This window comes from Candidatus Paracaedibacteraceae bacterium (assembly GCA_019636055.1).
Taxonomy (GTDB): Bacteria; Pseudomonadota; Alphaproteobacteria; order Paracaedibacterales; family Paracaedibacteraceae; genus Paracaedibacter.
This window is the reverse complement of record JAHBYH010000001.1, coordinates 488,068-514,928: the sequence shown is the minus strand read 5'-3', so window position 1 is coordinate 514,928 and position 26,861 is coordinate 488,068. Positions and strand designations below refer to the sequence as shown.

At 41.6% G+C, this 26,861-nt stretch carries 23 protein-coding genes and 2 tRNA genes; 16 read left to right on the top strand and 9 right to left on the bottom strand.

Annotated features, from left to right (window positions below; translation table 11 throughout):
* The first annotated feature begins 10 nt into the window (after positions 1–10).
* The 4 genes from pabB to KF820_02470 all read left to right on the top strand — a co-directional run bounded on the left by pabB (position 11) and on the right by KF820_02470 (position 3,995).
* On the top strand, positions 11–1,399 hold the full coding sequence (gene pabB, locus KF820_02485) for an aminodeoxychorismate synthase component I (protein MBX3457214.1): 1,389 nt from the start codon (positions 11–13) through the stop codon (positions 1,397–1,399).
* The gene (locus KF820_02480; GenBank protein MBX3457213.1) at positions 1,380–1,946 is read left to right on the top strand and encodes an aminodeoxychorismate/anthranilate synthase component II; all 567 of its coding nucleotides are present in this window, start codon (positions 1,380–1,382) and stop codon (positions 1,944–1,946) included. Before pabB ends, KF820_02480 begins: the two co-directional genes overlap by 20 nt.
* Positions 1,946–2,713, top strand: coding sequence for an aminotransferase class IV (locus tag KF820_02475; protein ID MBX3457212.1), 768 nt, complete (start codon positions 1,946–1,948; stop codon positions 2,711–2,713). Before KF820_02480 ends, KF820_02475 begins: the two co-directional genes overlap by 1 nt.
* A gap of 97 nt (positions 2,714–2,810) precedes the next feature.
* Positions 2,811–3,995 (top strand): ATP-binding protein, encoded by a 1,185-nt coding sequence (locus tag KF820_02470; protein ID MBX3457211.1) that lies wholly within the window; start codon positions 2,811–2,813, stop codon positions 3,993–3,995.
* A 10-nt stretch (positions 3,996–4,005) separates the two neighbouring features.
* On the opposite strand, the gene KF820_02465 is transcribed toward KF820_02470, so the two are convergent.
* The gene (locus KF820_02465; GenBank protein ID MBX3457210.1) at positions 4,006–4,290 is read right to left on the bottom strand and encodes a BolA family transcriptional regulator; all 285 of its coding nucleotides are present in this window, start codon (positions 4,288–4,290) and stop codon (positions 4,006–4,008) included.
* 11 nt (positions 4,291–4,301) lie between these two features.
* Here KF820_02465 and KF820_02460 point away from each other — a divergent pair, with 11 nt between their 5' ends.
* Positions 4,302–4,868, top strand: coding sequence for a DnaJ domain-containing protein (locus tag KF820_02460; protein ID MBX3457209.1), 567 nt, complete (start codon positions 4,302–4,304; stop codon positions 4,866–4,868).
* 11 nt (positions 4,869–4,879) lie between these two features.
* Here KF820_02460 and glyS read toward each other — a convergent pair whose 3' ends face one another.
* From glyS to KF820_02435, 5 genes are all read right to left on the bottom strand, one after another.
* Positions 4,880–6,901, bottom strand: coding sequence for a glycine--tRNA ligase subunit beta (gene glyS / locus KF820_02455; GenBank protein MBX3457208.1), 2,022 nt, complete (start codon positions 6,899–6,901; stop codon positions 4,880–4,882).
* A gap of 3 nt (positions 6,902–6,904) precedes the next feature.
* Positions 6,905–7,774 carry a glycine--tRNA ligase subunit alpha gene (locus KF820_02450; protein MBX3457207.1) on the bottom strand — a complete coding sequence of 290 codons (870 nt, stop codon included), beginning with the start codon at positions 7,772–7,774 and terminating at the stop codon, positions 6,905–6,907.
* 93 nt (positions 7,775–7,867) lie between these two features.
* Positions 7,868–7,944: transfer RNA gene (locus KF820_02445), tRNA-Asp, on the bottom strand.
* 242 nt (positions 7,945–8,186) lie between these two features.
* Positions 8,187–8,801 carry a 30S ribosomal protein S4 gene (gene rpsD / locus KF820_02440; protein MBX3457206.1) on the bottom strand — a complete coding sequence of 205 codons (615 nt, stop codon included), beginning with the start codon at positions 8,799–8,801 and terminating at the stop codon, positions 8,187–8,189.
* Between the two features lie 193 nt (positions 8,802–8,994).
* A complete protein-coding gene (locus KF820_02435) occupies positions 8,995–9,876 on the bottom strand; it encodes a DMT family transporter (protein ID MBX3457205.1) in 882 nt (293 codons plus the stop codon).
* A gap of 231 nt (positions 9,877–10,107) precedes the next feature.
* On the opposite strand from KF820_02435, the gene KF820_02430 reads away from it, so the two are divergent.
* Positions 10,108–10,926, top strand: coding sequence for a DUF2125 domain-containing protein (locus KF820_02430; GenBank protein MBX3457204.1), 819 nt, complete (start codon positions 10,108–10,110; stop codon positions 10,924–10,926).
* Here KF820_02430 and KF820_02425 read toward each other — a convergent pair.
* Complete coding sequence (locus KF820_02425; protein MBX3457203.1) at positions 10,833–11,552, bottom strand: methyltransferase domain-containing protein; 720 nt, start codon at positions 11,550–11,552, stop codon at positions 10,833–10,835. The two genes, KF820_02430 and KF820_02425, sit on opposite strands and share 94 nt — an antisense overlap.
* A gap of 153 nt (positions 11,553–11,705) precedes the next feature.
* Between KF820_02425 and KF820_02420 the strand changes: the two genes are divergently transcribed.
* Positions 11,706–13,079 carry a substrate-binding domain-containing protein gene (locus KF820_02420; GenBank protein ID MBX3457202.1) on the top strand — a complete coding sequence of 458 codons (1,374 nt, stop codon included), beginning with the start codon at positions 11,706–11,708 and terminating at the stop codon, positions 13,077–13,079.
* Between the two features lie 5 nt (positions 13,080–13,084).
* Here the strand turns inward: KF820_02420 and KF820_02415 are convergent.
* A tRNA-Met gene (locus tag KF820_02415) sits at positions 13,085–13,161 on the bottom strand.
* A gap of 314 nt (positions 13,162–13,475) precedes the next feature.
* On the opposite strand from KF820_02415, the gene KF820_02410 reads away from it, so the two are divergent.
* The 8 genes from KF820_02410 to KF820_02375 all read left to right on the top strand — a co-directional run bounded on the left by KF820_02410 (position 13,476) and on the right by KF820_02375 (position 24,819).
* Complete coding sequence (locus KF820_02410; GenBank protein ID MBX3457201.1) at positions 13,476–15,203, top strand: hypothetical protein; 1,728 nt, start codon at positions 13,476–13,478, stop codon at positions 15,201–15,203.
* 94 nt (positions 15,204–15,297) lie between these two features.
* A complete protein-coding gene (locus tag KF820_02405) occupies positions 15,298–15,510 on the top strand; it encodes a hypothetical protein (protein MBX3457200.1) in 213 nt (70 codons plus the stop codon).
* 50 nt (positions 15,511–15,560) lie between these two features.
* Positions 15,561–16,592, top strand: coding sequence for a hypothetical protein (locus KF820_02400; GenBank protein MBX3457199.1), 1,032 nt, complete (start codon positions 15,561–15,563; stop codon positions 16,590–16,592).
* Between the two features lie 486 nt (positions 16,593–17,078).
* A complete protein-coding gene (locus KF820_02395; GenBank protein ID MBX3457198.1) occupies positions 17,079–19,553 on the top strand; it encodes an autotransporter domain-containing protein in 2,475 nt (824 codons plus the stop codon).
* Between the two features lie 201 nt (positions 19,554–19,754).
* Entirely contained in the window at positions 19,755–21,035 is a 1,281-nt protein-coding gene (locus KF820_02390; protein MBX3457197.1) for an MATE family efflux transporter, read from the top strand.
* Entirely contained in the window at positions 21,032–21,541 is a 510-nt protein-coding gene (gene mreD / locus KF820_02385; protein MBX3457196.1) for a rod shape-determining protein MreD, read from the top strand. The genes KF820_02390 and mreD overlap by 4 nt, the downstream gene beginning before the upstream one ends.
* Positions 21,541–23,334 carry a penicillin-binding protein 2 gene (gene mrdA / locus KF820_02380; GenBank protein MBX3457195.1) on the top strand — a complete coding sequence of 598 codons (1,794 nt, stop codon included), beginning with the start codon at positions 21,541–21,543 and terminating at the stop codon, positions 23,332–23,334. Before mreD ends, mrdA begins: the two co-directional genes overlap by 1 nt.
* 30 nt (positions 23,335–23,364) lie before the next feature.
* The gene (locus KF820_02375) at positions 23,365–24,819 is read left to right on the top strand and encodes a TrkH family potassium uptake protein (GenBank protein ID MBX3457194.1); all 1,455 of its coding nucleotides are present in this window, start codon (positions 23,365–23,367) and stop codon (positions 24,817–24,819) included.
* Here the strand turns inward: KF820_02375 and KF820_02370 are convergent.
* Positions 24,802–25,611 carry an MBL fold metallo-hydrolase gene (locus KF820_02370; GenBank protein ID MBX3457193.1) on the bottom strand — a complete coding sequence of 270 codons (810 nt, stop codon included), beginning with the start codon at positions 25,609–25,611 and terminating at the stop codon, positions 24,802–24,804. The genes KF820_02375 and KF820_02370 overlap by 18 nt on opposite strands.
* Before the next feature lie 117 nt (positions 25,612–25,728).
* Here KF820_02370 and KF820_02365 point away from each other — a divergent pair, with 117 nt between their 5' ends.
* Positions 25,729–26,808, top strand: a complete 1,080-nt coding sequence (locus KF820_02365) for a patatin-like phospholipase family protein (GenBank protein MBX3457192.1) — start codon at positions 25,729–25,731, stop codon at positions 26,806–26,808.
* Positions 26,809–26,861 lie beyond the last annotated feature (53 nt).

Sequence of the window (26,861 nt, the reverse complement as noted above, 5' to 3'; positions counted from 1 at the left end):
GGGGTTTTATATGGATCTACATAATTCTGATAAACGCTCTTGTTTGAAACCACTCGTTCAAGAAATTCCCTATGGTGATCCTGTAGAACTGTTTGCCAAAGTTAAAGACGATGTTGGTGCTGTGTTCCTTGATAGTGCTTTGACAACGGTTGACTGGGGGCGGTATTCCTACATTGCTATTGAGCCTTGGAAAATCCTAAGGTCAACTCGAGATAACCCTATTACATTAGAGCAAGTGCAAGCAGAATTATTGCTGTATCCATTAGAGACACTCCCTGATCTTCCCCCATTTCAAGGTGGGCTTGCTGGATATTTTTCTTATGAGTTTGGAGCAACCTTAGAAGCTATTCCAAGGGCAATGGTTGATGATCTAAATGTTCCTGATTTTATGGTAGGATTCTATGATGTTGTTCTTGCGTTTGATCATAAGCGACGTCAAGCTTGGATTTTTTCAAGTGGGTTGCCGACGGGATCTGTTGAGGTAGCTCAAGACCGATTGAATGCAATCAAAACTAAATTATTTGAAGACAAGGTTTATCCATGGGAAGTGCCTTTCCGAGGTGGGAATTTATATTCCCCGTTTGATAGCCATTCATATGTACCATTAGTGCAAAAAGTAATTGATTATATTTATGCCGGTGATATTTACCAAGCTAATCTAACACGGCGCTATCAAACCCATTATGCAGGTGATCCTTATAATCTATATCGTCGATTAAGACAAAAAAATACAGCGCCCTTTGCAGCCTATATTAAGGATGAAGACCATGTTATTGCGAGCGCGTCACCTGAACGATTTTTAAAGTTAATAGGGGATGCTGTTGAGACCAAACCAATTAAAGGGACTGCTCGTCGAGATTTGAAAAATCCGGTTCATGATCGTCAATTAGCGGTTGATTTAATGGATTCTGAAAAAGATCGCGCTGAAAACCTGATGATCGTTGATCTGATGCGTAATGATCTGTCGCGTGTTTGTGCGCCCGGGTCTGTTAAGGTTCCAAAGTTGTTAGATGTAGAAACCTATGCCACAGTTCATCATTTAGTTAGTACGGTTGTGGGGCAGTTGGATGATGGGAATACTTGTATTGATTTATTAAAAGCAACATTCCCCGGCGGATCGATTACAGGAGCCCCTAAAATTCGAGCAATGGAAATTATTTCAGAACTTGAACCAACGTGTCGTGGTGTTTACTGTGGTTCAATTGGTTTTATTGGGTTTGACGGAAGTATGGATTTAAATATTGCTATTCGTACATTTGTTTTAACGAAAGATATGTTAACGTTCCAAGTTGGTGGGGGGATTGTTGCTGATTCGGATCCACTGGCAGAATATGAAGAAACTCGGACAAAGGCAAAAGGGATGAAGAGGGCACTTAATCATGATCTTAATGATCGATAACTATGATTCTTTTGTGTATAACTTGATTCATTATCTAAAAGAGTTAGGTCATGAAGTCGTCGTTGCCCGAAATGATGTTATGACAATTGCTGAAATTAAGCATCTAAACCCAAGTCACCTTATTATTTCACCAGGGCCTTGTTCTCCTAATGAAGCCGGAATTTCCTGTGAGGCAATTCGGTATTTTGCCGGAAGGATTCCTATCTTGGGTGTGTGTTTAGGGCACCAAGCAATCGGTCAGGTTTTTGGTGGAAAGGTGGTGCGTGCCTTAAAACCAATTCATGGGAAAGTTCATCGTATTTCTCACACGGGGCAGGGGATATTTAAAGGTGCGCCTAACCCCCTGAATGTTACGCGGTACCATTCGTTAGTTGTTGATCGTGAGAGTTTATCTGATTGTTTTGAGGTTACGGCTGAAAGTTCCGATGGCGAAATTATGGGAATGCGCCATAAAACTCTTGATATTGAGGGTGTCCAGTTTCACCCGGAGGCGGTTCTGACGGATTTTGGCCACCAACTCTTAGCAAATTTTTTAAGGGGGAGATGATGTTCGTATATCTAAACGGTGATCTGGCCCCGCTTGAACAAGCGTCAGTTTCTATTCAGGATCGAGGAATTACTTTAGGGGATGGGGTCTTTGAGACACTGTATTACGATGGAAATGAAGTCGAATGTCTCAAGCCTCATTATGATCGTCTCATGAAAGGCTTGGCTCTGTTTCAAATCCCTGTTGATTGGGTTTTATCTGAATTTAAGGCTATTATCCATCAGGTGCTCGAGGCGAATGGACTGTCTTCGCAATCAGCTGCAATTCGTGTTACTTGTACCCGAGGCGTAGCATCGCGCGGGATCAAACCCCCATTACAACCGCAACCAACTGTGTTTGTGACGACAAGTCCCTATCGTCGTGAAGCGAGGGCAAATCGAGTGGGTATTTCTGCTTATACGCATGTTATGTCTCAACCCTTATCGGGAATCAAACATTTGGGGTATCAGTTGGCCCTTTTGGGGGCGATCGAAGCCCAAGATCAGGGGTTAGATGACGTTTTATTTTTTAATGCTCAGGGATATCTTGTTTGTTCCACGGTTGCTAATGTTTTTATTATCCGAGAAAGCAAGATGATTACTCCTCCGTTGACGGACGGCTGTTTGCCGGGTGTTATGCGGGCTAAAATTATTCAAGAAATGCAACGATTTGGTGTGCCTGTTAGAATAGATCATATCTCACGGCATGATCTTGAAACAGCAAGTCGAATTTTCCTGAGTAATAGTTTAATCGGATTGCAAGAAGTTGTTCTTTGTGGTTTTTCTTGAAAAGATATTAGTTTATAAAAAGTTATAGGCAGTTATAAGTAATGTCTGTTATAAGTTATTATAAGTTATTATAAGTTGTTGTTGTGAGGGACAAGATATGGATCCTATTCGTAATCCATTTTCTCCTGGAGCTGGGGCGCCTCCACCAGAATTAGTTGGCCGAGAAGAAATACTAAGAGAAAGTGAAATTTTGTTTTCTCGAGTGTTCCAAGGACGCCCAGAAAAAAGTTTTGTGCTCACAGGGTTACGTGGGGTCGGCAAGACGGTATTATTAAATGAGCTTGAAAAACGAGCTATTGATGTACAATATCACTCTATTTTTATTGAAGCTCATGAAGATAAGAATTTGGCCGAGCATTTGATTCCAAGACTAAGAAGTTTGGCCTACCGTTTGGAAAGCGGTAATACGTTAAGCGAGAAAACAAAACGTATTTTGGCTGTTTTAAAAAGTTTTGTGTCTGCAATTAAAATCAAATTAGGCGAAGTTGAGTTAGGTTTAGATATAGATCCTGAAAAGGGTATTGCGGATACAGGAGATATAGAATTAGATTTAGCGGATCTTTTTATCGTTGTTGGTGAAGCTGTACAGGATAAAAATAAGGCTTTAATTCTTTTGATTGATGAACTTCAATATTTTAGCCAGAAAGAGTTAAGTGCACTTATTATGGCGATGCACAAGATGCAACAAAAGCAGTTACCAATTATTTTGGTGGCGGCAGGGTTGCCTATCTTGCCTGCTTTATCTGGTGACTCCAAAACATATGCAGAAAGATTGTTTTACTTTCCAGAAATCGGTGCATTAAGTAGGGCAGAAGTTGCTAAAGCATTGCAGGATCCTGTTGTTGCATCAGGAATGAGTTTCACGGATGAGGCTTTGGATCTTATTTATGACTTAACGAAAGGATATCCTTATTTTGTTCAGGAGTGGGGATATCAGTGTTGGAATATTGCAACTCAACTTTCTATCACAAAAGGAATTGTTGAAGAAGCTACAGGAAAAGTTATTACAAGACTTGACAGGAGTTTTTTTAGAGTTCGTCTGGATCGTTTGACCCCTAAGGAGCAAGAGTATCTAAGGGCAATGGCTGAATTTGGTGATGGTGCAGTTCGTGTAGGCGATATTGCGGGAATAATGAATTCAAAAACAACAGCGTTAACCCCTCTTAGAGATAAGTTGATTAAAAAAGGGATGATTTATAGTCCTGAATATGGCAGCATTGCATTTTCTGTTCCATTATTTGATCAATTTATGAAAAGAGTAATTCCTGCTTTTAGAAAATGAGATTTTTGGGTCATTTTATAATGATCTGAAGGGCGTGAATCCCATTTTTCATTTCTTGGTCTAGGATTTGATAAATGCGTTGATGGGCTGCTACGCGGCTTAATCCACTTAGGTCGGGTGAGGATATTTCAATGCGAAAATGCGTTTCAACACCGGCACCGGCATGGCCCGCATGTTTGTGCGAGTCATTGTGAACGGCAAGATGTTTTGGTAAAAGCTCGCGGGTTAATTTCTCGATAATGATTTGTTCTAGCATATCCGTGTAAAACTCTTGTTTAAAGGTAAAAACTGTCACATAATTTTCGTATGTTTGAAAAGATATCACAATGGTTCGATCGAGGCAATCCACAGACGTCACCTGATGGAAAGCAATGTGATCATTTTGAGTGTACATTGCCTGCAGAGCATCGAGCACCACGATCGCGCGATCAATTGGAACGAGGTCAGCAGGACTGGTTGTGGTTCTGTTTGGATCACGTACGGGACTATAATGCGAAATGGAATTATTACCAGGGGATGAGCGAGGCACAACAGCTTGAAGAACGGCTGTCTGATGTTGTCTGGCAACGTCCATCTTGGCCATTGGGTAATCAGGGACAAACCAAGAAACTAACTGCTGAATTTGATGATCCTTTGGGCATATTTGAAAAGAGCGCACGATGTCCCCAACCACACCGGTTATCGAATCAGCAGTACCAAGATATGGATCTGCTTGGAATGAGTGAGGGATTTTCTGCCGATGATTTAACCAAAGCGTATCGCGCATTGGCAAAACAGTATCATCCGGACACGAATAAATCTCCGGATGCTCTAGAGAAATTTCGGGCGATTAAGGATGCTTATGAGCGTTTGAAAGCTCATCCTTTTCCATAAGGGAGAGGGAGTTACCCCTCTAGTTTTGAAAAATCAGCAATAACTGACGTCTGTTCAATCATCATCGCTAACAAAGCTAAACGATTTTTACGAATTTCCGGATTATCATCATTGATTTTTAGGTCAAAGAAGGCATCAATAGGTTCCTTTAGATTCGCGAGAATTTGCATGAGATTTGCATAATCATGCCGTGCTAAGTAATCTTGGCATTGGCTCGAAACAGTCATGAGCTCGCTGTGGAGTTTTGTTTCAACTGCTTCATTAAACAGACTAGGGTGGACAACAAAGGTTTCATTCTTTGGTAAAATCCCATGGGCACGTTTAAATGCAGCTTTTAAGGAGGTGCCGGCATCGCTTGTTAAGTAGGTATTCAAGGCTTTAATTCGCTCAACAATAGCACAAACATTATCGCCACAGTTTGTTGAACTGATGACGGCTTCGATTGTGTCATGGCGAAGGCCTTCGGATTTAAGGGCATGAGCAAGACGTTCAAGAATGAAGTCTAGAACTTGCTGCGGTGTAAAATCTGTCGCGATAGAAATGCCTTGATCCATGTAGAGGCCAAAAGCCCGTGATATTTTAGGTAAGAGAGCTAGATCAGATAAGCTGTTCTCGCGAATCAGGCGAAGAATGCCCAAAGCTGCGCGTCGCAAAGCATAGGGGTCCTTAGACCCTGTTGGAATTTCACCGATGGCAAAAAAGCCAACGAGTGTATCGAGTTTTTCAGCCAAAGCAAGTTCAATCGCCGTTGGTGCTGATGGACACGTATCATTTGGTCCTGCTGGTTGGTAGTGTTGTTCAATCGCTTGCCCAACCTCTAATGCTTGGCCTTGGGCAACTGCATAAACACCACCCATATAGCCTTGCAGTTCAGGGAATTCGCCAACCATTGAGGTCACAAGGTCTGATTTACAAAGCTCAGCGGCGCGTTTAGCATGAGGGGTTTCAACAAGCTTAATTAACCGTTGGACGCGTTGGCCCAAACTACCAAGTTTGCTGTGAAAGACAATGGAGTCAAGTCGTGGCAATTGATCCCGCAGGGCAATTTTAAGGTCATGTTCATAAAAGAATTTTGCATCGCTGAGTCGGGCTTTGAGGACACGCTCGTATCCGCGGAGCATAGTTGCACCATCATCACTTGGAATGGTGTTGGCCACAAGCCCAAAGATTGGGGCGACATTCCCGGATTTGTCCGTATAGATAAAATACTTCTGATGGACGCGCATAGATGTTGCGAGTACCCCTTTAGGGAGGTGCATAAAAGCGTCATCAATCGTTCCTAAAATGGGTTGTGGGAACTCTGACAGCCCTGCGACTTCTTCGAGCAACTTATCGTCATGTTCAAGGGTAAAGCCTTTAGTGTGTCCTTGATCTGTAAGAGATTTAAGGATTGAGGTTTGACGATCTTGATGGTCAAGAACGACATGGCGCTTTAAAAGTTCAGATTTATACTGGTCGAAATCACTGACAGCAAACGTTCCCGAGGATAGGAATCGATGGCCCGATGTTGTATTGCTGGATTTTAGGCCAAATTCCGGGACATCAAATGGCAACGTTTGTCCATTTAGGACCGCCATAATCCCACGGACAGGGCGTACCCATGTTTGCGGGGCGCCATACCAACGCATGGATTTAGGCCAGCTAAAGTCACGGATAATATCGCGGCATAGTTTTGGTAAAATCGAGTCTGCTGGGCTGGCGACAGATTCAATCAAGGCATACCAATAATCATCCTTTTGGGTTAATTGCTCTTTGGGCAGACCTGTGGATTTCAAAAACCCGGCAAGTGCGGCATCTGGGGCGTTAAGGCGCGGTCCTCGGCGTTCTTCTTTTGTGGCGACTGTGCTTTTTGCTATTTCGTGAATGCAAGCCACTAAGCGACGAGGCGTGATGTGCGTTTCAACAGTACTAAATGATAGGCCTGTTTCAGTAAGCTTGTTTTCAAAAGCAACTTTAAAATCGCTGGCAGCTTTGACTTGCATGCGCGCCGGGATTTCTTCGGATAGGATTTCAAAGATGAATTGGTTTGTCATGATTCAGGCTCCTTCTCCGACGTAAACTTGACAGCATCCCTTAGCAAGAGCTCGGACTCGTCCAATATAGCTGGCGCGTTCAGCAACGCTAATCACGCCACGGGCATCTAGTAAATTAAAGAAATGGCTTGCTTTAATGCAATGGTCATAGGCTGGGAGGGCAAGTCCTTCATCTAATAGGTTTTGGCATTCGTCCTCGGCATCTTTGAATTGCTGAAAGAGTTTGTCAGTTGTCGCGTGTGAGAAGTTATAGTGCGAAAACTCAATTTCATTGCGCTTAAAAACATCGGCATAAGTTAGTTTCTTATCGCCCTCTTGGCCATTCCAGTTGAGGTCATAGACATTATCAATACCTTGCGCAATCGTTGCTAAGCGCTCTAGGCCATAAGTGATTTCAACGCAAACAGGGTCACAGTCAATACCGCCGACTTGTTGGAAATAGGTGAACTGAGTGACTTCCATCCCGTCACACCAAACTTCCCAGCCCAGTCCTGCAGCACCGAGTGTTGGGCTTTCCCAATCATCTTCGACAAAGCGGATATCATGTTTTGTTAAATCAAAGCCAACGGCTTTAAGGGATTCGAGATATAAATTCTGAGGGTCTGCCGGTGCGGGTTTCAAAATTACCTGAAATTGGTAGTAATGTTGCAATCGATTTGGGTTTTCTGCGTACCGACCGTCACTTGGGCGGCGAGAGGGTTGGACATAAGCTGCATTCCACGGATCTTTGCCAAGAGAGCGAAGGGTGGTGGCCGGGTGAAAAGTGCCTGCCCCCATTTCGACATCATAGGGTTGCAAAATTGCGCATCCCCAGTTGGCCCAATATTGTTGAAGCCCTAGAATCATATGTTGGAAAGATTTGTTCGCTTGCATGATTTTTTCTGAATAATTTTGCTGATACTCAAAATTATCGAAAAGCACCTTTTTGGTCAAGACTTGATTTATGAATTTGCGGGGGGAAATGAATGGCGGGAGTGACGGGACTCGAACCCGCGACCTTCGGCGTGACAGGCCGACGCTCTAACCAACTGAGCTACACCCCCGCTTTATTCGGGAAGCCATCTTGCGATGACTTCCTATTATTTATCGCACCCCACCCCCTGCTGTCAACATATTTGTTACAGCATTTCGAAAAAATGTTGTGAATTTTTTTGTGTTAATCCTGTGAATAAAATTATATTGGGCGAGGGGGGATAAAAATACAGGCTTTTTCTGAGAGGATATCAAATAATCAAAAATAAAAAAACCTCCCGCAAGGGGAGGTTTTTTGTGAAGCATAACCTATTTAGCGAGAGTAGAACTCGATAACCAAGTTTGGTTCCATATGGACTGGGTAAGGAACTTCTGCGAATTTCGGTCCGCGGATGTACTTACCTTCCATTTTCTTGTGATCAACGGTCATGTATTCTGGAACGTCGCGTTCATTGGATTGTGTCGATGTCAACACATTGACGTTTTCTTTGATCTTTCCGATCAGAGTAATTTCGTCACCATCTTTCAATTGGAAGGATGGGATGTTGACGCGCTTACCATTAACAGCTACGTGACCATGGTTAACCAATTGGCGTGCAGCGAAAACGGTTGCGACAAATTTCATGCGGTACACAACTGCATCCAAACGACGTTCTAGGAGTTCGATCAGATTTTCAGATGTGTCACCACGACGGCGAATAGCTTCCTGATACAAACGGCGGAATTGGCGCTCACTAATGTTACCGTAGTAGCCTTTTAGTTTTTGTTTTGCGCGCAACTGGATACCGTAGTCAGATGGCTTGGAACGTTGTTGTCCGTGTTGACCGGGGCCATAGCTTCGGTTGTTAACTGGGCTCTTTGGGCGACCCCACAAGTTAACGCCTAAGCGACGATCAATCTTGTATTTAGCGTTAATGCGCTTTGTCATTCAATATACCTATATATTTATATATTTTATTAAAATAATATAGCCATTCCATTGGAATGACTATCGCTGGAAAATCCAGCTGTACTCCGTTAATCACTGTATTACGGTGAATAAACTTCTCTTAATATACAACAGTCATCATTGAAAAGAAACAATTTTATCCTAGTTCTCAAAAATAAATTCTACGGCAAATTTATTTCTGCGAACTGGTATTATGCTCTCTGGTTGAAGCAAGGCCAGACAAAACAATTAAGCCAATCCCTGCATAAGCTGTAGTGGAGATATCAGTATGAAATAGAACCCTATCAAAGATTAAGCTCCAAATGATTTGAGTATAGATCATCGGTGCTAATCTATTGCCAGGTGCGAATTGTGCAGCCTTAAAAATGAATATTTGACCAATGCCGCCACCAATACCAACTAAGGCAAGTAAAGAAAAGTCCGTAATCGTTAAAGATTGCCATACTTGATAGGCAAACGGTAAACAGAGCAGGGCTGCAAATACGGCATAGTAAAAGGCAATCTGTATGGGATGGAGTGTCCGACTTAAGAATCGTGTGTGAATAATCATCCCCCCTTCGATAGCCGCACTGCCAAGACCGAATAGAATGCCTAGTTTTAAACTCGTACCGTCCGGTTTTGCAATTAAAACAACCCCGCAGAATCCTAAGGCTATATATAACCATTGTTTCGCTGAGCAATGTTCTTTTAAGAATAGGGTTGCGAAAAGTGTTACAAATAGGGCTGAAATAAAGGAGATCGTGACGGCCTCGGATAAGGGGAGAAGGCGGATCGATTCGAATAGCATGAATAGGCTTATGGCACCAAGAAATCCGCGTATAGTATGCGCTTTTATGAGCTTAAGGTTAAGAAGGAGTAATTTTTTTTGACTGACGGTAAAGATCAGACAAGGAATAGTTGCAAAGGCAAAGCGGAAAAGGAGAATTTGTTCAGACGGAGCCTTATGATCTAGTGCTTTAATGAGGGCGTTGACACTAACAAAGAAGAAGACGCCAACGGCCATAAAGAGGGGGCCTAACCATGGGGTGGAGTTCGGTGTATCGGTGTTGCTCATTTCGATTTTGCTCTGATGAGGTTATAATTTATCATTTCATTTTTTTTATATTATGGAAAGTAAAACCAATGTCTTGACGGGTACAGGTAAACGCGAGAAACTTTATATATAGTTATTCCACTTTGACTTTCTGACCTTGTCTGATCGCCACTCGTGTGTTTAGGTCATAACTTTGCATCTGATTGCTTGTCGGGAAATCAACGGGAACGACTATACGATGGGAGAGGTGTTATGCGTAAACTTATTTATATAATTTTGGTTTTGGTTCTATGCGTCAAGGGACTAGAGGTTTTTGTTGTTCAGCCACTCGTTATGAGTGAAGCTATTACTAAGTTGAAAAAGCTCGAGCCGAATGTTCAGGTAAAATCAGTTGAAACATCCGGTCGTGACATATCTGTTAAGCACCTGACAGTGACAGCTTTTCCTGATCCGGTTGATATCAAAGGTACGATGGCTGTTGATTTATTTGGAAAGCCGTCTGTCCACGTCGACCTTGTTCCAAGGGGCAGTCAGCTTTGGCATGTTGATCGTGTTTTAGGGGATGTATCGGTTTGGTTTGATCAGGTCAATTTGACAGGTGGAACTCTTGTTAATGTCTATAGCCTCGATGCACCGACAATGGTTGTCCCTAGAGTCGACTTTTCCTTTGACCACAAGATTAAAGAAGGTCGAACATTTATCAATATCGGTATTCCGCAACTTGCAGGAGGCGTATCGGGGGCACAACTGCGCATCAAAGGGGAATTAATTTGTCAAGATGACTTAATAGGGCGATTTACGATAACTGTTGTCAATCCTTTGGCTGTTCTTGAGTTTTTGAAAGAAGTGCGTTTGTTGAAAGATAAACAAATTATGATGATTAAGGGATTTATTGGTAGTGCTCATAATCAAAAGTCGGAAATATCTTTGCCGTTGAGTTTTGAAAAAGGTGCGCTTTATTTAGGGCCGATCAAACTTTATCCACGATCCTCAAAAGATGATGCTTTTGCCCGAATTATTGATTCGGAGGTAGGGAGTCTTTTTCGTTCGTTTGGTAAAGTTCTGCAGTAGACACGTTTTGTTAGGTTCATGATAATAACGCCGCTGAGTTTTGGGGTAATGTTTTTTACTAGATATTGTTGCACGTGCGTTATAAGGGACGGTTGCCATGATTGGTGAGGGAGGATAAACAATCCTCTTTGTTTTAAGGTAATGTCAAACTGACATTCTTTGGCTAGCGTTGATAGCTGGCTCATGCTATAGGGATTTCCATGTCCAAAAGGGCTGATGTCTAAATGTGACCAGATGCTTCGTCGATTTGGTACAATAACTTTAAGGATTCCTTCGGGGGTAAGGACTCTCCATAATTCTCGCATAAATTTCTTTGGGTTTGTTGCGAATTCTAGGCAATGAACGACCGTTATCTGTTGCATCGATTCATCAGGAAGAGGAATTGCATTTAGGTCTGTTAACGCTACTTTATTGCATTTTGTGGATGGATAACGGATTGCGCCAATATTTCTATCCATTAAATAAATGTCAAGTTTAGATGAGGTTTTGGTAAAGCTAAATGGAAAGCCTACATATAAGTGGTGGTCATCGATTTTGTCGTTTGCCCGAATGAATGTGACGAGTTCTTCGCTAACAATTTTTCCTAACGGCGTTTTATAGAATCGGATTAAGTCAGATATATCCATCGTATCTTCATCGTGTGAGATATTTCATTAACTATTATGAATGCAATTGTTAATGAAAGGTAAATGATTTTTAATAATATTAAAGAATTTGTTTTTTAGTGTGGTGAAATGGGTGGCGGTTATCACCGATTAATTGTCGGGATTTTTTTTGCTATGACGTTGTCTTGTGCAGCAAAAATGCAGGCGAAGATTGTTAGTTATCCTATTGCAAATACAATTTTGTCTAAATTTTCTGATGCCTATGGTCGCCGATCAAAGGAGAGTTTGGCTCCCCTTGTTGTTGAGAGAATTGGGACGCGATCAATTGTTAATTTTTGTGAACCTGATAATAATAGCCCGGATGTTTTAGTTGCTCATCGGCGGATGACGTTTTCTGATCTGCGTGCCTGTTCTTTGAATCATATCAATGATTTTGTGGAGTTAGAGCTTGGTCACGGGGGAATTGTTGTTTTGGCATCTCCTGATTTAAATTTGACAAACATCTCCGCACGGGAACTGTATTCGGCAATCACAAAATTTTCTTACCGTGATGGGCGTGTAAAGATAAATAGTGTTTATACGTGGTCTGAGCTTTCTGAGTCAGGTTATGATTTGCCGGCTGTTCCTATTAAAGTCTTGGTTCCCGGGGCAAATGCTGACTTGCGTGATGTATTTGAAGATTGTGTTTTGGTTAAGGGCTGCCATATGAACCCTCAGATTATGGCTTTAAAAACAGAACAGCCTAAGCTTTTTCGGGATTTGTGTTTAGGGGTGCGCTCAGATCAGGCTGTGGGTGATTTAAAGCAAAGTTCGAATGCTGATCTTATTAAAAAAATTGCAAGTGAGCGTGGCGTTATTGCTTTTGCTTCCCCCGACATTCTTTTGGATCCTAATGCTCAAAAATATATTATTGCTGTGGATGGCCATAAACCAACATACGAATCAATTCGGGATGATTCATATCCTTTGTCATCCCCAATATATATGTATGTTAAAATGGATTCGTTGAAAAGGGTGAAATCTCTTAAGAGGTTTTTACTTTATATCTTTTCTGCACAGAACCAGGCGGCGCATTTGTCTGAGTTGGCAGGGTTTCTGTCTGTTGATGATATGCGACGCGCTCAGCAGTTTGAGCTTCTTAAGGCGGATCGACCTAATTTTATGCTCGATCAAACAGATTTTGTTGATCAGGCTATTTCGTTTGTTCGAAATGCCAAATTACCGTTACCGGAATCACCTGTTGAACCCGAGTTGCCGGATGCTTTTGCTGGTACTCCTTTGGACCATAGAGTTGTGGGGAGGAGTGACCAGGGTTTTGATTCGCAAGCGCCAACAATTGAGCCAACGATCGATGATCAGTTGCAGAATACAAAGGGTGAATCTGGCAATTTAGAGGCGATGCCTTTTGAAGAAGATATTGGGGATATTAATTCAGGGGCGGATGAATCTTTTGACGTGCCGGCGCGCGAAAATGAATCGATCTCTGATAACAATTCTTTGCCTGAACAAGAAGTGTCAGAGCCAAGCTGGAAGCAATTATTTAGTTAAGGATTTGGTTGCGGGGGCAGGATTTGAACCTACGACCTTCAGGTTATGAGCCTGACGAGCTACCGGGCTGCTCTACCCCGCGTCAAAGTATGATTATTTATAGCAGAGTATTATCCTCATAATCAATAGTTATTTTATATTATTTCAGGGGTAGTTTTTTTATAAACAGGTGTTTCTTGACGTAAAAAAGCCTGAAACGAAATAATATTACTTATAATTATATTTTTATAACAAATAGATACGCATTAACAGATATTTTGTTGCAAAAAATTGCTTACAATTTTATTTAAATATGTCTAGAATCGAAATTAGGGCGGTTTTAGCCTTCGTAATAAATTAAGACTTTGTCCTGTATTCTTAAAAGTATGTGTGTCAAAAACATTGAGGAGATTATTGATGAAAGTATCTGGCGTAAAGGTAGTGAAAATAGCGAGGACGGTTGCTGTATCGTTGGCTTTGGGTGTATGTTCTGTTGCGTTTGGCGCGGATACTTTATCGGATCAGCAGATTGTAGAAAAGATACGAACCCATAACGCGGGTCAAATCTCCCAAAGGCGTGACCTTAACTATACTCCGGTACAGCGGAGTCGATATGAGGGTGATACAATAACGGTTGCATCAAACCGAAATCTTGGCCATTTAATGGTGGATTGGCGAAAATCAGTTCCAGCAGAATTAACTTGGCTTAATGGCTTGCAAGCAAAAGCATCTGTGATTGATTCTGATTTTGTAGTCAGTGTTGCTCAGCAAGCTTATAGTGCGTTTGATTGGGTTTATTCAATGGCAACAGCTGATGCAAAAGGTGAGACTCTTACAAGTAAAGCTGATAAGGTCGCGCTTCAGACTTGGTTAGCTCAAACATTAGTTGATTATGGAATTATATCTGAGGGATATCGTCAGATTTATGTTTCAACAGAACAGGAATATTCTGAGAAAAATGCTAAAAAAGAGGCTGAGCTACATGAGAAACTAAAGCTTGATAAAGAGGAAAAAGAAAAAGCGCGTTCAGCTAAGAATCAGGATTTTGACCGAGAAGAACGTGATTTAACTGAACAAAAAACGAGGTTAGATTCTTTGGCTGAAAAAGAAAAGAATCCTACACGCAAGGGCGATACGAGCGTTTCTATTAAATCATTAGAAGATAGACTAAGGGTGTTGGCAGAAGAGAGAGAGTCCTATAATAAATCTGTTGATTCGGAAATTGCAGAGTTAGATCGTCAGTTCGAATTGGAAAAAACGAAAATGTTGGCGACAAAAAATGAAGCCCTTCAATCATTGCAGGATAAATATTCTTATATCTTTGAACCGCTTGGTACAAGTGGTGTAAAAACGGTATTACGTTTATGGAGTGGTCACCCAACAGTTCGCTCTGAATATCTTGAATTCGAAGAATTAGATAAAATCTTATCGACAAAATATCCAACGCTTGGAACTTTAGCTCGTCAATCTGTACTTGATGAACTTTTTGCTCTTATTACACCTGCATCAGATTCAGAGATTCAAGATACGTTGCGCAAGTCACGTGTTATTAAGGGATTGCTCGATGTATCTGATGAAGAGTATAAGCAAATAATAAAACGTGTTCATGAAAAAGAAGTTGCTAAAAGCAAGGAACTTGAAGTAAAGGCAACGGATGGGGCTCAGGCCGTTAAGACAGTCATAGAGAAGGACGTTTCTTCTTCATCAGTAAGTGATGTACCTGTTTCATCAACCCCCTCATTGACACCCGGTGAGTCTGAGGTTGTTGCGCGCGTTGCTGATGCCGTTAACGGAGAGCTTGAAAAAAAAAAGGACTTAATTGACGATGCTAACGGTAGTGATGATTCACTCCCCTCAAGCGAATTACCGCTTCAACCAAGTTTTCCGCCTTTAGTCAATCCTCTTCTTACAGGAGACTATCGGCTGGCCGACGATGTTTTTGGGGCATCTAATACCGCAGGGTTACGCCAGAGGCTTGGTGGGGCGCAATCATCGAGTGGACTTCTCGTCGGTAATGCAGCGTCTTCAGGAGAAGCAAGGGCAGTCGCCTCTGCTGTAACTCAGCCGGCCGCTAGTTCATCTTCAGCCCCAAGGGTGCAAAAAAAAAATAAGGGAGGCAGAGGCGGAAAAAATCGGCATCGGTAGGTCTGATTATGAAGGTCACCTAAGCAATTATGATGATTTAGATTATTGTGAGGGTGCTCCTTCGATAGCCGGTGGTTTTCTTTTGGAGAACGCTATGGATAATCAGCATGGTTTGCCCGATTCATCAGGGGATGTTGTCCCTTTAGTGAATAGCCAAGAGAGGATTGCTGAGGAAAATATTCAGCTACCAATCTCTGAAGTTCAGCAAGAGCAACGACCTTTACCGGGAAGTGGGTGGGCTAAATTCACAACGGGCATGATTGTTACTGCTGCTCTTGTTATTGGGGCGTATTCAGCTGGTCAATAGTTCTTATTTCTCCCTGCATATTGTGGGGAGAAACTATAAAGGAGGAAAAAATGAGTAAGATTGTATCTCCTAAAATCGTGCTTATTGGTTTTTTTTTATGGGTAAATCCGTCTTTTAGTGCTGAATTGTTTGCGACAATGGCGGGGGCAGCCCTTTCATCCGGAGCATCAGGATACGTCAAAGAAGTTGTCGCTACAACCGGAGACCATTTAGTCGAAGCACCTAAGACTTTTGACAATGAGTATAATGAGGCGGTTTGTAGTTTTGATTTAGAAAATATGCGCTCTTGTGTTAACAGCTCTCTTGCCGAAATCGATGGTCATGCTCGCCAATCGAGTCAGATATTAAATGATTCACAGGCGCAGCATGTTAACAACAGTGTTTTTATTGCTCTTGCTAAAAGTGCAATTCAAATGACTTTACGGTATGAATTGGCCCTTATAAGTATTGATTTTATCAAGGCTTGTAAAAAAATGATATTTGAGGCAATTGATGGTTTGCAGGAAAGTAAAAAAAGGCAATTTAATCCAAGGGTTTTAGGTGAAGAACAAGCTTCTCAACTCGAGAAAGGTCGTGATGAACGAGTATCAAAAGCATTGAGAGTCTTGGGCGTTTGGAAAAATAACTTATTAGCAGCACTCCATGAAAAATATCCTTATCTTTGCGAGGGAGGGGTAAAGGACCGTTATGTTCGCAGTACGGCACGTCACAAGAAACGATCTAAAGAATGGCGAATTGAGGCAGACTGGCTTGGCTATGTTTCAGTGCCGAAAATTGATTTAGAAAAATCAAATCCGTTTGATTCTGAGGATTTAAGTGCAGAGTCTCGAGCAGTTTCCGGTATTGAAAAAACTTATGATTATGTTTTTTCATTCATTCGTTTACCGTTTCATCAGCAAATTGGCGGAGATGGTGTTGGATATATAAACGCAGCACGTGAAAAATTTGCCGAACTATTCCCAAGTGCTGCGATGACACCGGTTTCATATGATGTTCCTGAAATACTGGTAGCCTATCGTCAATACCTTAGTCATCAACACGGGCAAGGTGATGGTAAGATAGCGACAGGACAAGAAGAATGATTTATTATGAGTTTAATTGTTGATAAATCAAATTTTTGCATTTTGAAATAATGTTTGCAGCTCCTTTTATTTATCTGCCTTAAACAAGAGTGTCTCATTTCATTATCTCCTCTCTACATACAAGGAGAAATGTGGGATAACTTACTCATATAAACAAGGATAATCAATCTATTTAACTGGGTCGCTTCCAATTATGAGGGCGATATTTTGTATTGCTTCTTTATTTTTGGGATCGCAAAAACAATAAGAATTATTAGCCTTTGTTAAGGTTTTGAATAGCAAATTGACACAAGAAAAAATGCTTGCCAGAGTATAGATATAGGCCGTTAGATTATAAGTTTACCAGAGAATTGAGCTGTAGAATATTCGATAGACAACAAGATTGGGGTTATCATAGTAAGTTTGATTGGCACAAATACTGAGGTGACAGCGTTTTCTTGTTTATTTTATAGAAAATGGTTTCCATTCTTGCTCAGGAAGTGAATAATGCAGTCAATCCAATCAGAAAAAAATAATTCTTCTTTATACCTATTCAAGCAACTTCTTCATCATATCTTGAATGCATCATTACTTCTTTGTTTAGCAATGATTCCGCTGACAGTATCAGGGTATGCAACGCAATGGACAGGAAATAACAGTACAGATTGGAATGATGGTGGAAACTGGGCCAGTGGTGTTCCAACATCAGCAACTTTGACAACAGTCGATCTTATTGGATCAACAACATCAGCCCCGTATACAGCAACAATCCAGACAGGGACAACAGCGCAGGCTCAGAACTTTTATATTGGCCGCAACAGTGGCAATAATGGTACACTAAATATCTCTGGGGGCTCTCTTTCAACCACATTCACCACTTTCATCGGTGGCGACAATGGGAGTGTTGGCCTCGTAAATATCTCTGGAGGTACTATTGCTTCTAACAATATCGTTATTGCTTCCAATGATGGCAGCACTGGCACCCTGAACTTTACGGGTGGCAGTATCGTCTCTAACAATATAACTAATATCGGTCAAGGTGGTAGCGGTACGCTGAACCTCACAGGAGGAACTTACACTTCCAACAACATAATCGTTGTTGGTGGCAATATTAGTGGCAATGGGACCCTTAATATTGGTGCTGACGCCTTAAGTGCGGCCTCAACAGCAGGAACCATTACGGGCTCTATTCAATTCGAACAAGGTACTGGAACCATTAACTTTAATCACACAAGTAGCAATTATAATTTTAGCAATAATTTGTTTGATTCGTCGGTACCCAATGGAGCTTCTGCTGTTAATATTCGGGCCGGAAAAACCATCTTTACAGGCACAAAAACCTATTCTCCAGCAACTAATGTCATCGGTGGTGAACTTGTTGTTGGTACGGCCATTACAAATTCTGCTGTTACCGTTAACTCTGGCGGTACACTTAGTGGGACAGGATCTGTTCACTCCTTAACTTTAGACAATGGCTCGGTGTATAAAGTTGATTTAGCATCGGCAACTACATCTTATTTGACAGCAAATACTGGTGTCGTGGACATAAGCAATGCCTCTTTATTAATCAATGTTAGTGCAGGAACATATAGTCCAGGTACTGTGTATACACTTTTAACAGCACCAGGTGGTCGCACGGGACAGTTCGTTTCGGTCTCAACGACAGGTTCAACTTTACTCTATGATCTCTCCTATAATCCAACGAATATTCAACTTACTGTTCGATCTGCTTCCCTTAGTTCTCTTGTGGCCGTAGGTAATCCTGGGGTAGTTGCAATATATCTGGATCAGAATGCACCAGATGGCCTAAAAACCGAACTCAATTCTTTGGCTAAACCTCAATTACAGGAGGCGCTTAATCAATTAAGTCCTGCTCAGGAAACACAGCGTTCTAACTTTGTTGGTAACACAGAACTAAACAGCATGGCAACGCCATTTACTTGGGCTGGAATGGATCGTTTGGTTGAACAATCAGGACAAGTTATGGCTAATCTTGTCCATCAGGTCAGCTCTCTCAAGCAAAGTTTTGTTCAGCTCTTTGGCAATAAACATCGAGTCAGAACTGTCGCTCATGCAATTGCCCGCGATCCAGACCCCAAACATCTTCCGGTTTCTGCCCGCGTCAATATGGGAAAAATAAATTTATGGATCCAAGGAGGCGCCGGACGCTTTAGTCAAAACAATGTCGCTGATCCGTCAGGACTCGCTGTCCAAGGCTTAGATGGCAGTACCTACGGCACCAGTATTGGTCTAGACTATGCTTTATCTAACACTTTTAAATTGGGTGTCACAACAGGCTATGGTCTCAGCAAATATAAAATGAAGGGCATAGGTGCCAGAGGCAATGTAGACTCTGCCAGATTCAGTCTTTATGGTCTGTGGCAAGCCCAGGCTTGGTATCTTAATGGTGCTGCGTCCTATGGTCATCACCGTTTTAAAGCGAACCGTATTATGACCGTAATCCCTGCTATTGCACATCACAAACATGATGGTCATCATGTTAGCGGTTTAGCAGAGGTGGGTAAAGATATATCCCTGACTCGACGATCACTTGTGATGACACCGTATGTCAGTGTTGGCGCCTTATTCATGCGGGAAAATGGTTATACAGAACAGGGTGCTGGAGTGCAGAATGTGGCTGTGAAAAGCCGCAATAGCACTGCTGTCCAAGGTAAAGGTGGGGTTCAGCTAGCTAATCTATGGTATTGGCATGATGAAACCTCTGTGTACAGCTTTGCGCGTCTAGGGATAACCTACCGCCGAGCTTTAGGTTCCTATCAAAAGGTTTCGGCCAATCTTGTGGGTCAAGGCGGTGTGTTCACGGTCAGAACCCGCAACAAGAACCGTGTTCTTGCCAACCCAAATATTGGTTTGACAGTTACCCCCTTTAAAGGTATTTCTGCAACTCTGGCCTATGAGGGGGACATTGGCTCTAATCAACGCAATCACCAAGCCTTGGTGCGTGTGGATTGGATGCTTTAGTTTGAATATGGTACAGCCATTTATTGCACTAAAGCAAAGGCAAATGAACTTATACAATTAATGAATTCAGTGTTTAAAAAAAACTAAAGATATGCTTTAATTCAGAAACATCAACAAATTTAAATCAATATGATGTCAGTACTCAATGATACGTCAATACGGAGTTTAATCCGAATCTCTTTGCCAATGATGATGGCTTTTATGTCAACGCATGTGATGTTGTTTGTCAACAGGGTTATGTTATCTGAATATTCCCTAGATGCCATGAATGGTGTTGCAACTGCGGGTATGATTGCCGCGGTTTTCCAATTTGGTGTTGCTTCGATAACCTCTATTGCAGAGGTTTATGTCGGGCAATTCAATGGTTTGAAACAGTATGATAAACTGGGAAAGCCTGTTTGGCAGATGATATGGTTTGCTCTTAGTTCACAGATCATTTTTGTCGGGATAGCTGTTTTCTTGTCAGGGGTATTAATTCCAGAATCATTGCACCAGTATGGTTTGCCTTTCTTTGAAATCATCATGTATTTTGGGTGTTTACAGGCGCTTTTCACAGCATTGTCAAGTTTCTATGTGGGGCAAGGGAAAACAATCTTTGTTACTATTGCTGCCGTGATTGGTAACCTTCTGAATGTAATCTTGAACTATTGTTTTATCTTCGGTTCTGAGGTGTTATCCCTTGAGCCGATGGGGGCTGTGGGGAGTGCTTATGCAACAGTGATTGCATCCATCGTGCAGGTCTTAGTCTTATTTGTTTTATTTCTGTTGCCGGAAAATCGCAAACAGTTTGGCACAGCCAAACTCTCTCTTGATTTGTCGATGGTATGGGGATGTTTAAAGGTTGGAACACCGGCTGCGACAGGGCATATGTTGGAAATAGGGGCATGGTCTGTGATTGCTCATATCTTAGCTCGTTTGGGCGGAGACTATATCACAATCCAGAATCTTTGTAGTACATTCTTTTTATTGTTCTCATTTTTTACTGAAGGGTTGCAAAAAGGAATTATTGCAATATCATCCAATTTAATCGGAAGTCACCAAGTTGATCGAATAAAGCGTGTTCTTGTTAATGGGGTGAAAGTCCATTTTGGTGTGATGATCTTATTAATTATTCCTTTTATCATTAGTCCTCAGACTTTGGCCAGACCCTTTATGATTCCTGAAAATAGCGATCTGGCACTTTATTTTTCTCAGGCTATGCAATTATTGTGGCTATTCTTTTTGTTTGACGGATTAGTTTGGGTAACATCCGGCGTTCTTGTTTCTGCAGGTGATACTAAATTTATTATGGTTGTGAATGCGTGTACAGCGTGGTTTTTTGCTGTTATTCCGATTAAGCTTGTGACTTTGTATTTTGATGTTTCACCAGGGCGTGTCTGGGGTGTTGTTGTTTGCTATGCTGCGGTGAACTTATTGCTGTTTTATCGCAGATATCAAAGTCAAAAATGGTTGAAATTAGATCTTAGTATGACGCAGGTATGATGAACATAGTTAATATAAGAAAATGCTTTATTGAGTTTTGTTTTCTATCAAGTTTAATTTTATTGGGCGTTCTTCCTTTTTGGAAGAAACTGGGGGTTGTCCCCAATTTTTTGTCAATTGTCATTTATTTATGGACGTTGTATCGTCCCGACCTTATGTCGCGGCGTATTTTTATCATCTTAGGGATATGTCGTGATGCAACCATGGGGTATCCGTTGGGTGTTGGAATTATTGAGTTAATGATGATATCATGTGTGGTTAGTCTATTTCGGCGCCATGTTCTGGAAAAGGGGTTTTGGGCGGTCTTTTTAGGTTTTATGTTATTTACAGTAATGAATACGCTTTTATTTTGGGGAGTTTTAACGCTGGCAAAAGGCGGGATGTTGCCCTTGTCTAGAATTATCCGACCGATATTGGCGAATATCCTTTTTTATCCGATAATGTCAATCGTTAGCCTGAAAATACAGCGATTGATTGATCAATACCCAAAGAAAGCTTTTGGTTAATGGATAAAGAAACAGTTTTTACCCGTCGATCTTTTATTTTGGGTGGGATTCAAACCGCATTGATGACAACAGTTGTCGGGCGGATGTTTTATTTAGAAGTTTTATCGCATAAACATTACCAAAAACTATCCGATAAAAACAGGATTCACTCGCGCTTAACACTGCCGATCCGAGGATTAATTACAGATAGATACGGTAAAGTTTTGGCTTCTGATCATAACATATATCGTGCGGTGATGATTCGGGATGAGGCGGATGATTGGCAAGATTGTTTAAGACAAGTTCAACCTCTTCTTAATCTAACTGATGACGAAGTTGATAAAATTGCTCTTTCAATTAAAAAGAAACCACGCTTTATGCCCGTATCTATTAAGGAAAATCTGTCCTGGGCTGAAGTCACGTCTTTAGAGCTTAAACTTCCTGATGTTTGGGGGGTATTTATTGAAACAGGTCGGAATCGATACTATCCGTTTCCTTTTGAAACTTGCCATCTGTTGGGATATGTGGCAACGCCATCTGACAAAGATCTAGATGGAACTCCTCTTTTAGAACAGCCGGGATTTAAGTTAGGAAAATCCGGTTTAGAAAAGTATCTTGAAGAAGATTTGAGAGGGATGCCGGGAATTAAACAAGTTGAAGTGAATGCTTATAGGCGTATTGTGCGGGAATTGTCAACGAGTGAAAGTCTTCAAGGGAAAGAACAAAAACTAGCGTTGGACTTTGATCTTCAGCAAACGTTATATCATCGGTTATCCCAAGAAGAAAGTGGTGCGGCGGTTGTTTTAGATGTCGCGTCAGGTGGGGTGTTAGCCTATGTTTCAACGCCGGGTTTTGACTCGAATTTATTTGTTAATGGGATCTCAAAAAAAGATTGGGGAGCGCTTTTAAATCATCCTCGACATGCGCTTGTTAATAAGCCAATTGCAGGGCAATATGCCCCTGGATCTACTTTTAAGATGGTGACGGCTTTGGCTGCGCTTGAAAAGGGAGTTATTAAGCCGAATACGACAGTGTCTTGTTGTGGTCATACCATGCTGGGGACTCATAAATTTCACTGTTGGACGTGGAAGACGGGGGGGCATGGATCCGTTGATTTAGTCAGAGCAATTGCCACATCCTGTGATGTTTATTTTTACCATATTGCCGGATTAGTCGGAATTGATGCTATTGCGGATATGGCTAAGCGGTTAGGGTTGGGACAGGCTACGGGTATTGAAATACCCGGGGAAAAATCAGGTTTGATCCCGACAACGGAGTGGAAGAAAAAACGATTTAAATCAAAATGGACACTGGGGGAAAGTTATAATGCCGGTATTGGTCAGGGGTATACCTTGACAACCCCTCTACAACTAGCTGTTATGACGGCACGGCTGGCCTCGGGGAAGGTGGTTGTCCCATCACTGTTGGCTCTTGCTCCTCAGGAATTTCCAAAACTAGATATTAATCCAGAGCATTTGGCTCTTATTCAACTGGGTTTGAATAAGGCTTCTAATGAAGGGGGGGGAACGTCTTTCAGACATCGGATTGAAACCGCGGGGATGGAGATGGCTGGTAAAACTGGAACAACTCAAGTTCGTCGAATTACAGAGCAAGATCGTGCTATGGGGTTAGCTAATACAGCGAGTCGTCCGTGGCACCACCGTGAGCATGCTTTGTTTGTAGGGTATGCACCAGTACATGCACCGCGCTTTGTTGCAGCGGTCTTGGTTGAGCATGGTGGAAGTGGCGGGCGCGTTGCAGCACCCGTGGGACGTGATGTTCTTTTAACAGCCCAGCAGATTTTAACTCCTTGAACGTTGACACCAACATGATATGATGAACATATGATTGCATTTCGTCCTGTTCTATATTTGCTGGGAATGCTGTTGAGTACTATGGCAGCAGCGATGTTAATTCCCTTAATTGCTGAGCTATTTGTATTTAAGACAGACGGATGGCAAGAGTTTGCTGTTGCCTTCTTTCTAACCGGGGCTTTGGGTAGTCTACTTGCCATGGCTAATAGATCAACAGATAAAATTGAATTAAAAGTTCGTGAAGCGTTTTTGATGACGGCTTTATGTTGGATTATCACACCGTTATTTGCAGCATTACCAATATATTGGTCAGATCTTAATCTAACATATCTGGACTCTTGGTTTGAGGCTGTCTCTGCGATTACGACAACGGGCTCAACAATTATTGCCAAGCTAAACTCTGCTTCCAAAGGCGTGTTGTTATGGCGTTCTATCCTGCAATGGCTGGGTGGGACTGGGATTATTTTAATGGCTTTGATTATTTTGCCAACGTTGCGTATTGGCGGAATGCAGCTATTCCGTAGTGAGTTTTCCGATAAGTCTGAAAAGATTTTGCCGCGCGTATCGCAAATTAGTTCAGCCATCACATCAATTTATGTATTTTTTACTGTCGCTTGTTTTTTTTCGCTTTATTTGGCGGGGATGACACCATTTGATGCAATTTGCCATGCCATGTCTACAGTTTCTACGGGTGGTTTGTCGACAAAAGATGCGTCGATAGCTTTTTATAAATCATGGGTCATTGAATTTATCATTATTATTTTTTCGATCTTAGGAAGTTTTACCTTTGTTTTATTTATTCGACTTTGGCATGGACATGCTAAAGCGATTGCTTTTGATTCCCAAGTCCAAATGTTTCTAAGGTTAATCTCGTTTTTTGTTGTGATTCTTTTTGTCTGGAGTTGGGCTCATTTAGGTATTTCCCCTATAAAGGCTTTCCGTGAATCCCTTTTTGTTGTGACTTCCCTAGCGACATCTTCGGGGTTTACCACAATTGATTATACAACTTGGGGGGCGTTCCCTTGTTTAGCTTTATTGATTGTTAGTATTATTGGAGGATGCACAGGATCAACAGCAGGGGGGTTAAAAGTATTTAGAATACAGGTTTTGGGACATGTAGCTTTGACGCATTTGCGACAGTTGCGTCGTCCACACGGTGTATTTATTCCCTTGTATCAAGGGCAGAAAATTCCTGAATCTGTATCAAGTTCGGTGTTAACCTTTACAACATTGTATTTCTTTACAGCATTTTGTCTTGCTGGGGTTCTGACACTTTTTGATTTAAGCATAATTGATGCTTTCTCAGCTTCTATTGCTGTCTTGAGTAATACAGGTCCCGGTGTGACTAAACTTATTGGGCCATCAGGAAGTTTAGCGAGTTTAGATAGTGGTGCTAAACTGAGCTTAATGATTGGGATGACATTGGGGCGTCTTGAATTACTGACGATCTTTGTTCTTTTAATGCCGTCATTCTGGAAGCGTTAGGGTTTGTCCGCATCGCGCTGCAAAGACTCGTGGGAAAATTTTCTTAGCTTCTTCCTCAAGTTTGTCAATAAAATCATCTGTATGGTTGGGGGCGTGATGGAATAGGGCCAAAAGCTTAACATTGGCTTCTTTTGCAAGATTACAAGCCATTTGCCATGTTGAATGACCGAAGTCTGAAACAGGGCCATATTCGCTGTCGCAATAGGTGCTATCAAAAATAAGGAGATCACAGTTTTTAATGAATTTAGTCAACTTTTCTCTTAAGGTTTTTGGCAAATCTGTATCTGTTATATAGCAGATTCTGTGGTTGTCGAAACGCAGACGATAGCCACAACTCCCGCCCGGGTGTGACAGTGAGATTGTGTCAACATGACAATCCAGATCCGCTGTTAGGGTTTCACCAGAATGGAAGTTCGTTATATTTTTTGTTGCAGGGATATCTTTCCAATCAACAGGAAAGTATGGTGGTGACACGATGGTTCTAATTTGTTTTAGCGGATTAACTGCGCAAGAGTAAATATTAAGGGTAAAATTAGGTGACCATAGCGGTGCGAATGAGGGAAGGCCGACAATATGATCAAGATGAAGATGGCTTAAGAGGACATGGCAATTTTGAAAATTATGGCTTTGGGCAATTTTCCCGGCATCAATCATACCTGTCCCTGCATCAAGAATTACCCATCGTTTTTTTGTGACGATACTAACACAGCTTGTGTGACCACCGTATTTAAAGTGATAGGCGCTGTGTACGGGGAAACTTCCCCTTGTACCATGAAATACGACATCAACCATGATCACGATCCTCTTTCTGCTAGCTTAGTTTATCTTAATATATATAAATTAACGATTTATTAAGGACGCAAAAGTATTATCATAAATATGAAGAATTAGTTGTGAGGGAGATAATTTATGTATAAAAGTATTCCATCAGCAGCCAAAGCTGAAAAAAAGAATGGTAAAAAGAAGGTATCGGTTGCTCTTCAAGGGGGAGGATCTCATGGGGCTTTTTCATGGGGGGTTATGGATCGTCTATTGGAAGATGGTCGTTTTGAAATTGAAGGGTTGACTGGAACCAGCGCGGGTGGAATGAATGCTGTTGCTATTGCCCAAGGATTAATGAAGGGTGGAAACCAAGCTGCTCGTGATGAACTAAAAGCTTTCTGGCAAAAAATTAGTGATTCCGGTAAAAACAGCCCGTTGAATCATCGTGGTCCTATTGATAAAGCTCTTGGTAAATATACGATGTATCATTCACCAGGATTTGTGATTTTCGATTATCTGAGTCGTATGTTTTCTCCTTATGAATTGAATCCATTACAAATTGATCCACTTAAGGATGTTATTGCGAGCTCATTTGATTTTGATGCTCTTCGTAAGTTTAAAGGGGTAAAAGTTTATTTGTGTGCAACCCACGTGCAGACCGGAAAGCTTAGAATTTTTGGTTTGGATGAAATGAAAATTGAAGCATTACAAGCAACAGCTTGTCTACCAACGATTCATAATGCTGTTAAAGTGGATGGTGAATATTATTGGGATGGTGGTTTCATTGGCAATCCGGTCTTCTTCCCGTTAATTTATGATTGTGAAAGCCCAGATATTATTTTGATTCAATTGAATCCAACAGTACGCGAGAAGATCCCAACAACAGCTCGTGAGATTGGTGATCGTTTGAATGAAATAACCAATAACGCATCGGTTGTTCGTGAAATGCGCGCTATTTCGTTTATCTCTGATTTAATCGATGATGGTAAGTTAGATCCGAAAGAAACAAAGCGTGTCTTTATGCACTTGATTGAAGATGAAGATACCTTTACGGATTTAGGATGGTCAAGCAAATTAAACACCGAATGGGATTTCTTTATGCACTTGTTTGAAAAAGGTCGCGCTGCTGCTGATAAGTGGATCAAAGAAAACTACGAACATGTTGGTAAGAAAACAACGGCGCCATTACGAGAACACTTTGTTGGTGAGAAATGGCGTAAAAAATAAGACTAGATAACAATAAAGAATCCCCCTTGAGGGGGATTTTTTATTGCTGAATT

Bases quoted from the DNA above. Each gene is read 5' to 3' on its own strand.
- pabB (MBX3457214.1), top strand. From the start codon at position 11: ATGGATCTACATAATTCTGATAAACGCTCTTGTTTGAAACCACTCGTT.
- KF820_02480 (MBX3457213.1), top strand. From the start codon at position 1,380: ATGATCTTAATGATCGATAACTATGATTCTTTTGTGTATAACTTGATT.
- KF820_02475 (MBX3457212.1), top strand. From the start codon at position 1,946: ATGTTCGTATATCTAAACGGTGATCTGGCCCCGCTTGAACAAGCGTCA.
- KF820_02470 (MBX3457211.1), top strand. From the start codon at position 2,811: ATGGATCCTATTCGTAATCCATTTTCTCCTGGAGCTGGGGCGCCTCCA.
- KF820_02460 (MBX3457209.1), top strand. From the start codon at position 4,302: ATGTTTGAAAAGATATCACAATGGTTCGATCGAGGCAATCCACAGACG.
- glyS (MBX3457208.1), bottom strand. From the start codon at position 6,901: ATGACAAACCAATTCATCTTTGAAATCCTATCCGAAGAAATCCCGGCG.
- KF820_02450 (MBX3457207.1), bottom strand. From the start codon at position 7,774: ATGCAAGCGAACAAATCTTTCCAACATATGATTCTAGGGCTTCAACAA.
- rpsD (MBX3457206.1), bottom strand. From the start codon at position 8,801: ATGACAAAGCGCATTAACGCTAAATACAAGATTGATCGTCGCTTAGGC.
- KF820_02435 (MBX3457205.1), bottom strand. From the start codon at position 9,876: ATGAGCAACACCGATACACCGAACTCCACCCCATGGTTAGGCCCCCTC.
- KF820_02430 (MBX3457204.1), top strand. From the start codon at position 10,108: ATGCGTAAACTTATTTATATAATTTTGGTTTTGGTTCTATGCGTCAAG.
- KF820_02425 (MBX3457203.1), bottom strand. From the start codon at position 11,552: ATGGATATATCTGACTTAATCCGATTCTATAAAACGCCGTTAGGAAAA.
- KF820_02420 (MBX3457202.1), top strand. From the start codon at position 11,706: ATGACGTTGTCTTGTGCAGCAAAAATGCAGGCGAAGATTGTTAGTTAT.
- KF820_02410 (MBX3457201.1), top strand. From the start codon at position 13,476: ATGAAAGTATCTGGCGTAAAGGTAGTGAAAATAGCGAGGACGGTTGCT.
- KF820_02405 (MBX3457200.1), top strand. From the start codon at position 15,298: ATGGATAATCAGCATGGTTTGCCCGATTCATCAGGGGATGTTGTCCCT.
- KF820_02400 (MBX3457199.1), top strand. From the start codon at position 15,561: ATGAGTAAGATTGTATCTCCTAAAATCGTGCTTATTGGTTTTTTTTTA.
- KF820_02395 (MBX3457198.1), top strand. From the start codon at position 17,079: ATGCAGTCAATCCAATCAGAAAAAAATAATTCTTCTTTATACCTATTC.
- KF820_02390 (MBX3457197.1), top strand. From the start codon at position 19,755: ATGTCAACGCATGTGATGTTGTTTGTCAACAGGGTTATGTTATCTGAA.
- mreD (MBX3457196.1), top strand. From the start codon at position 21,032: ATGATGAACATAGTTAATATAAGAAAATGCTTTATTGAGTTTTGTTTT.
- mrdA (MBX3457195.1), top strand. From the start codon at position 21,541: ATGGATAAAGAAACAGTTTTTACCCGTCGATCTTTTATTTTGGGTGGG.
- KF820_02375 (MBX3457194.1), top strand. From the start codon at position 23,365: ATGATTGCATTTCGTCCTGTTCTATATTTGCTGGGAATGCTGTTGAGT.
- KF820_02370 (MBX3457193.1), bottom strand. From the start codon at position 25,611: ATGGTTGATGTCGTATTTCATGGTACAAGGGGAAGTTTCCCCGTACAC.
- KF820_02365 (MBX3457192.1), top strand. From the start codon at position 25,729: ATGTATAAAAGTATTCCATCAGCAGCCAAAGCTGAAAAAAAGAATGGT.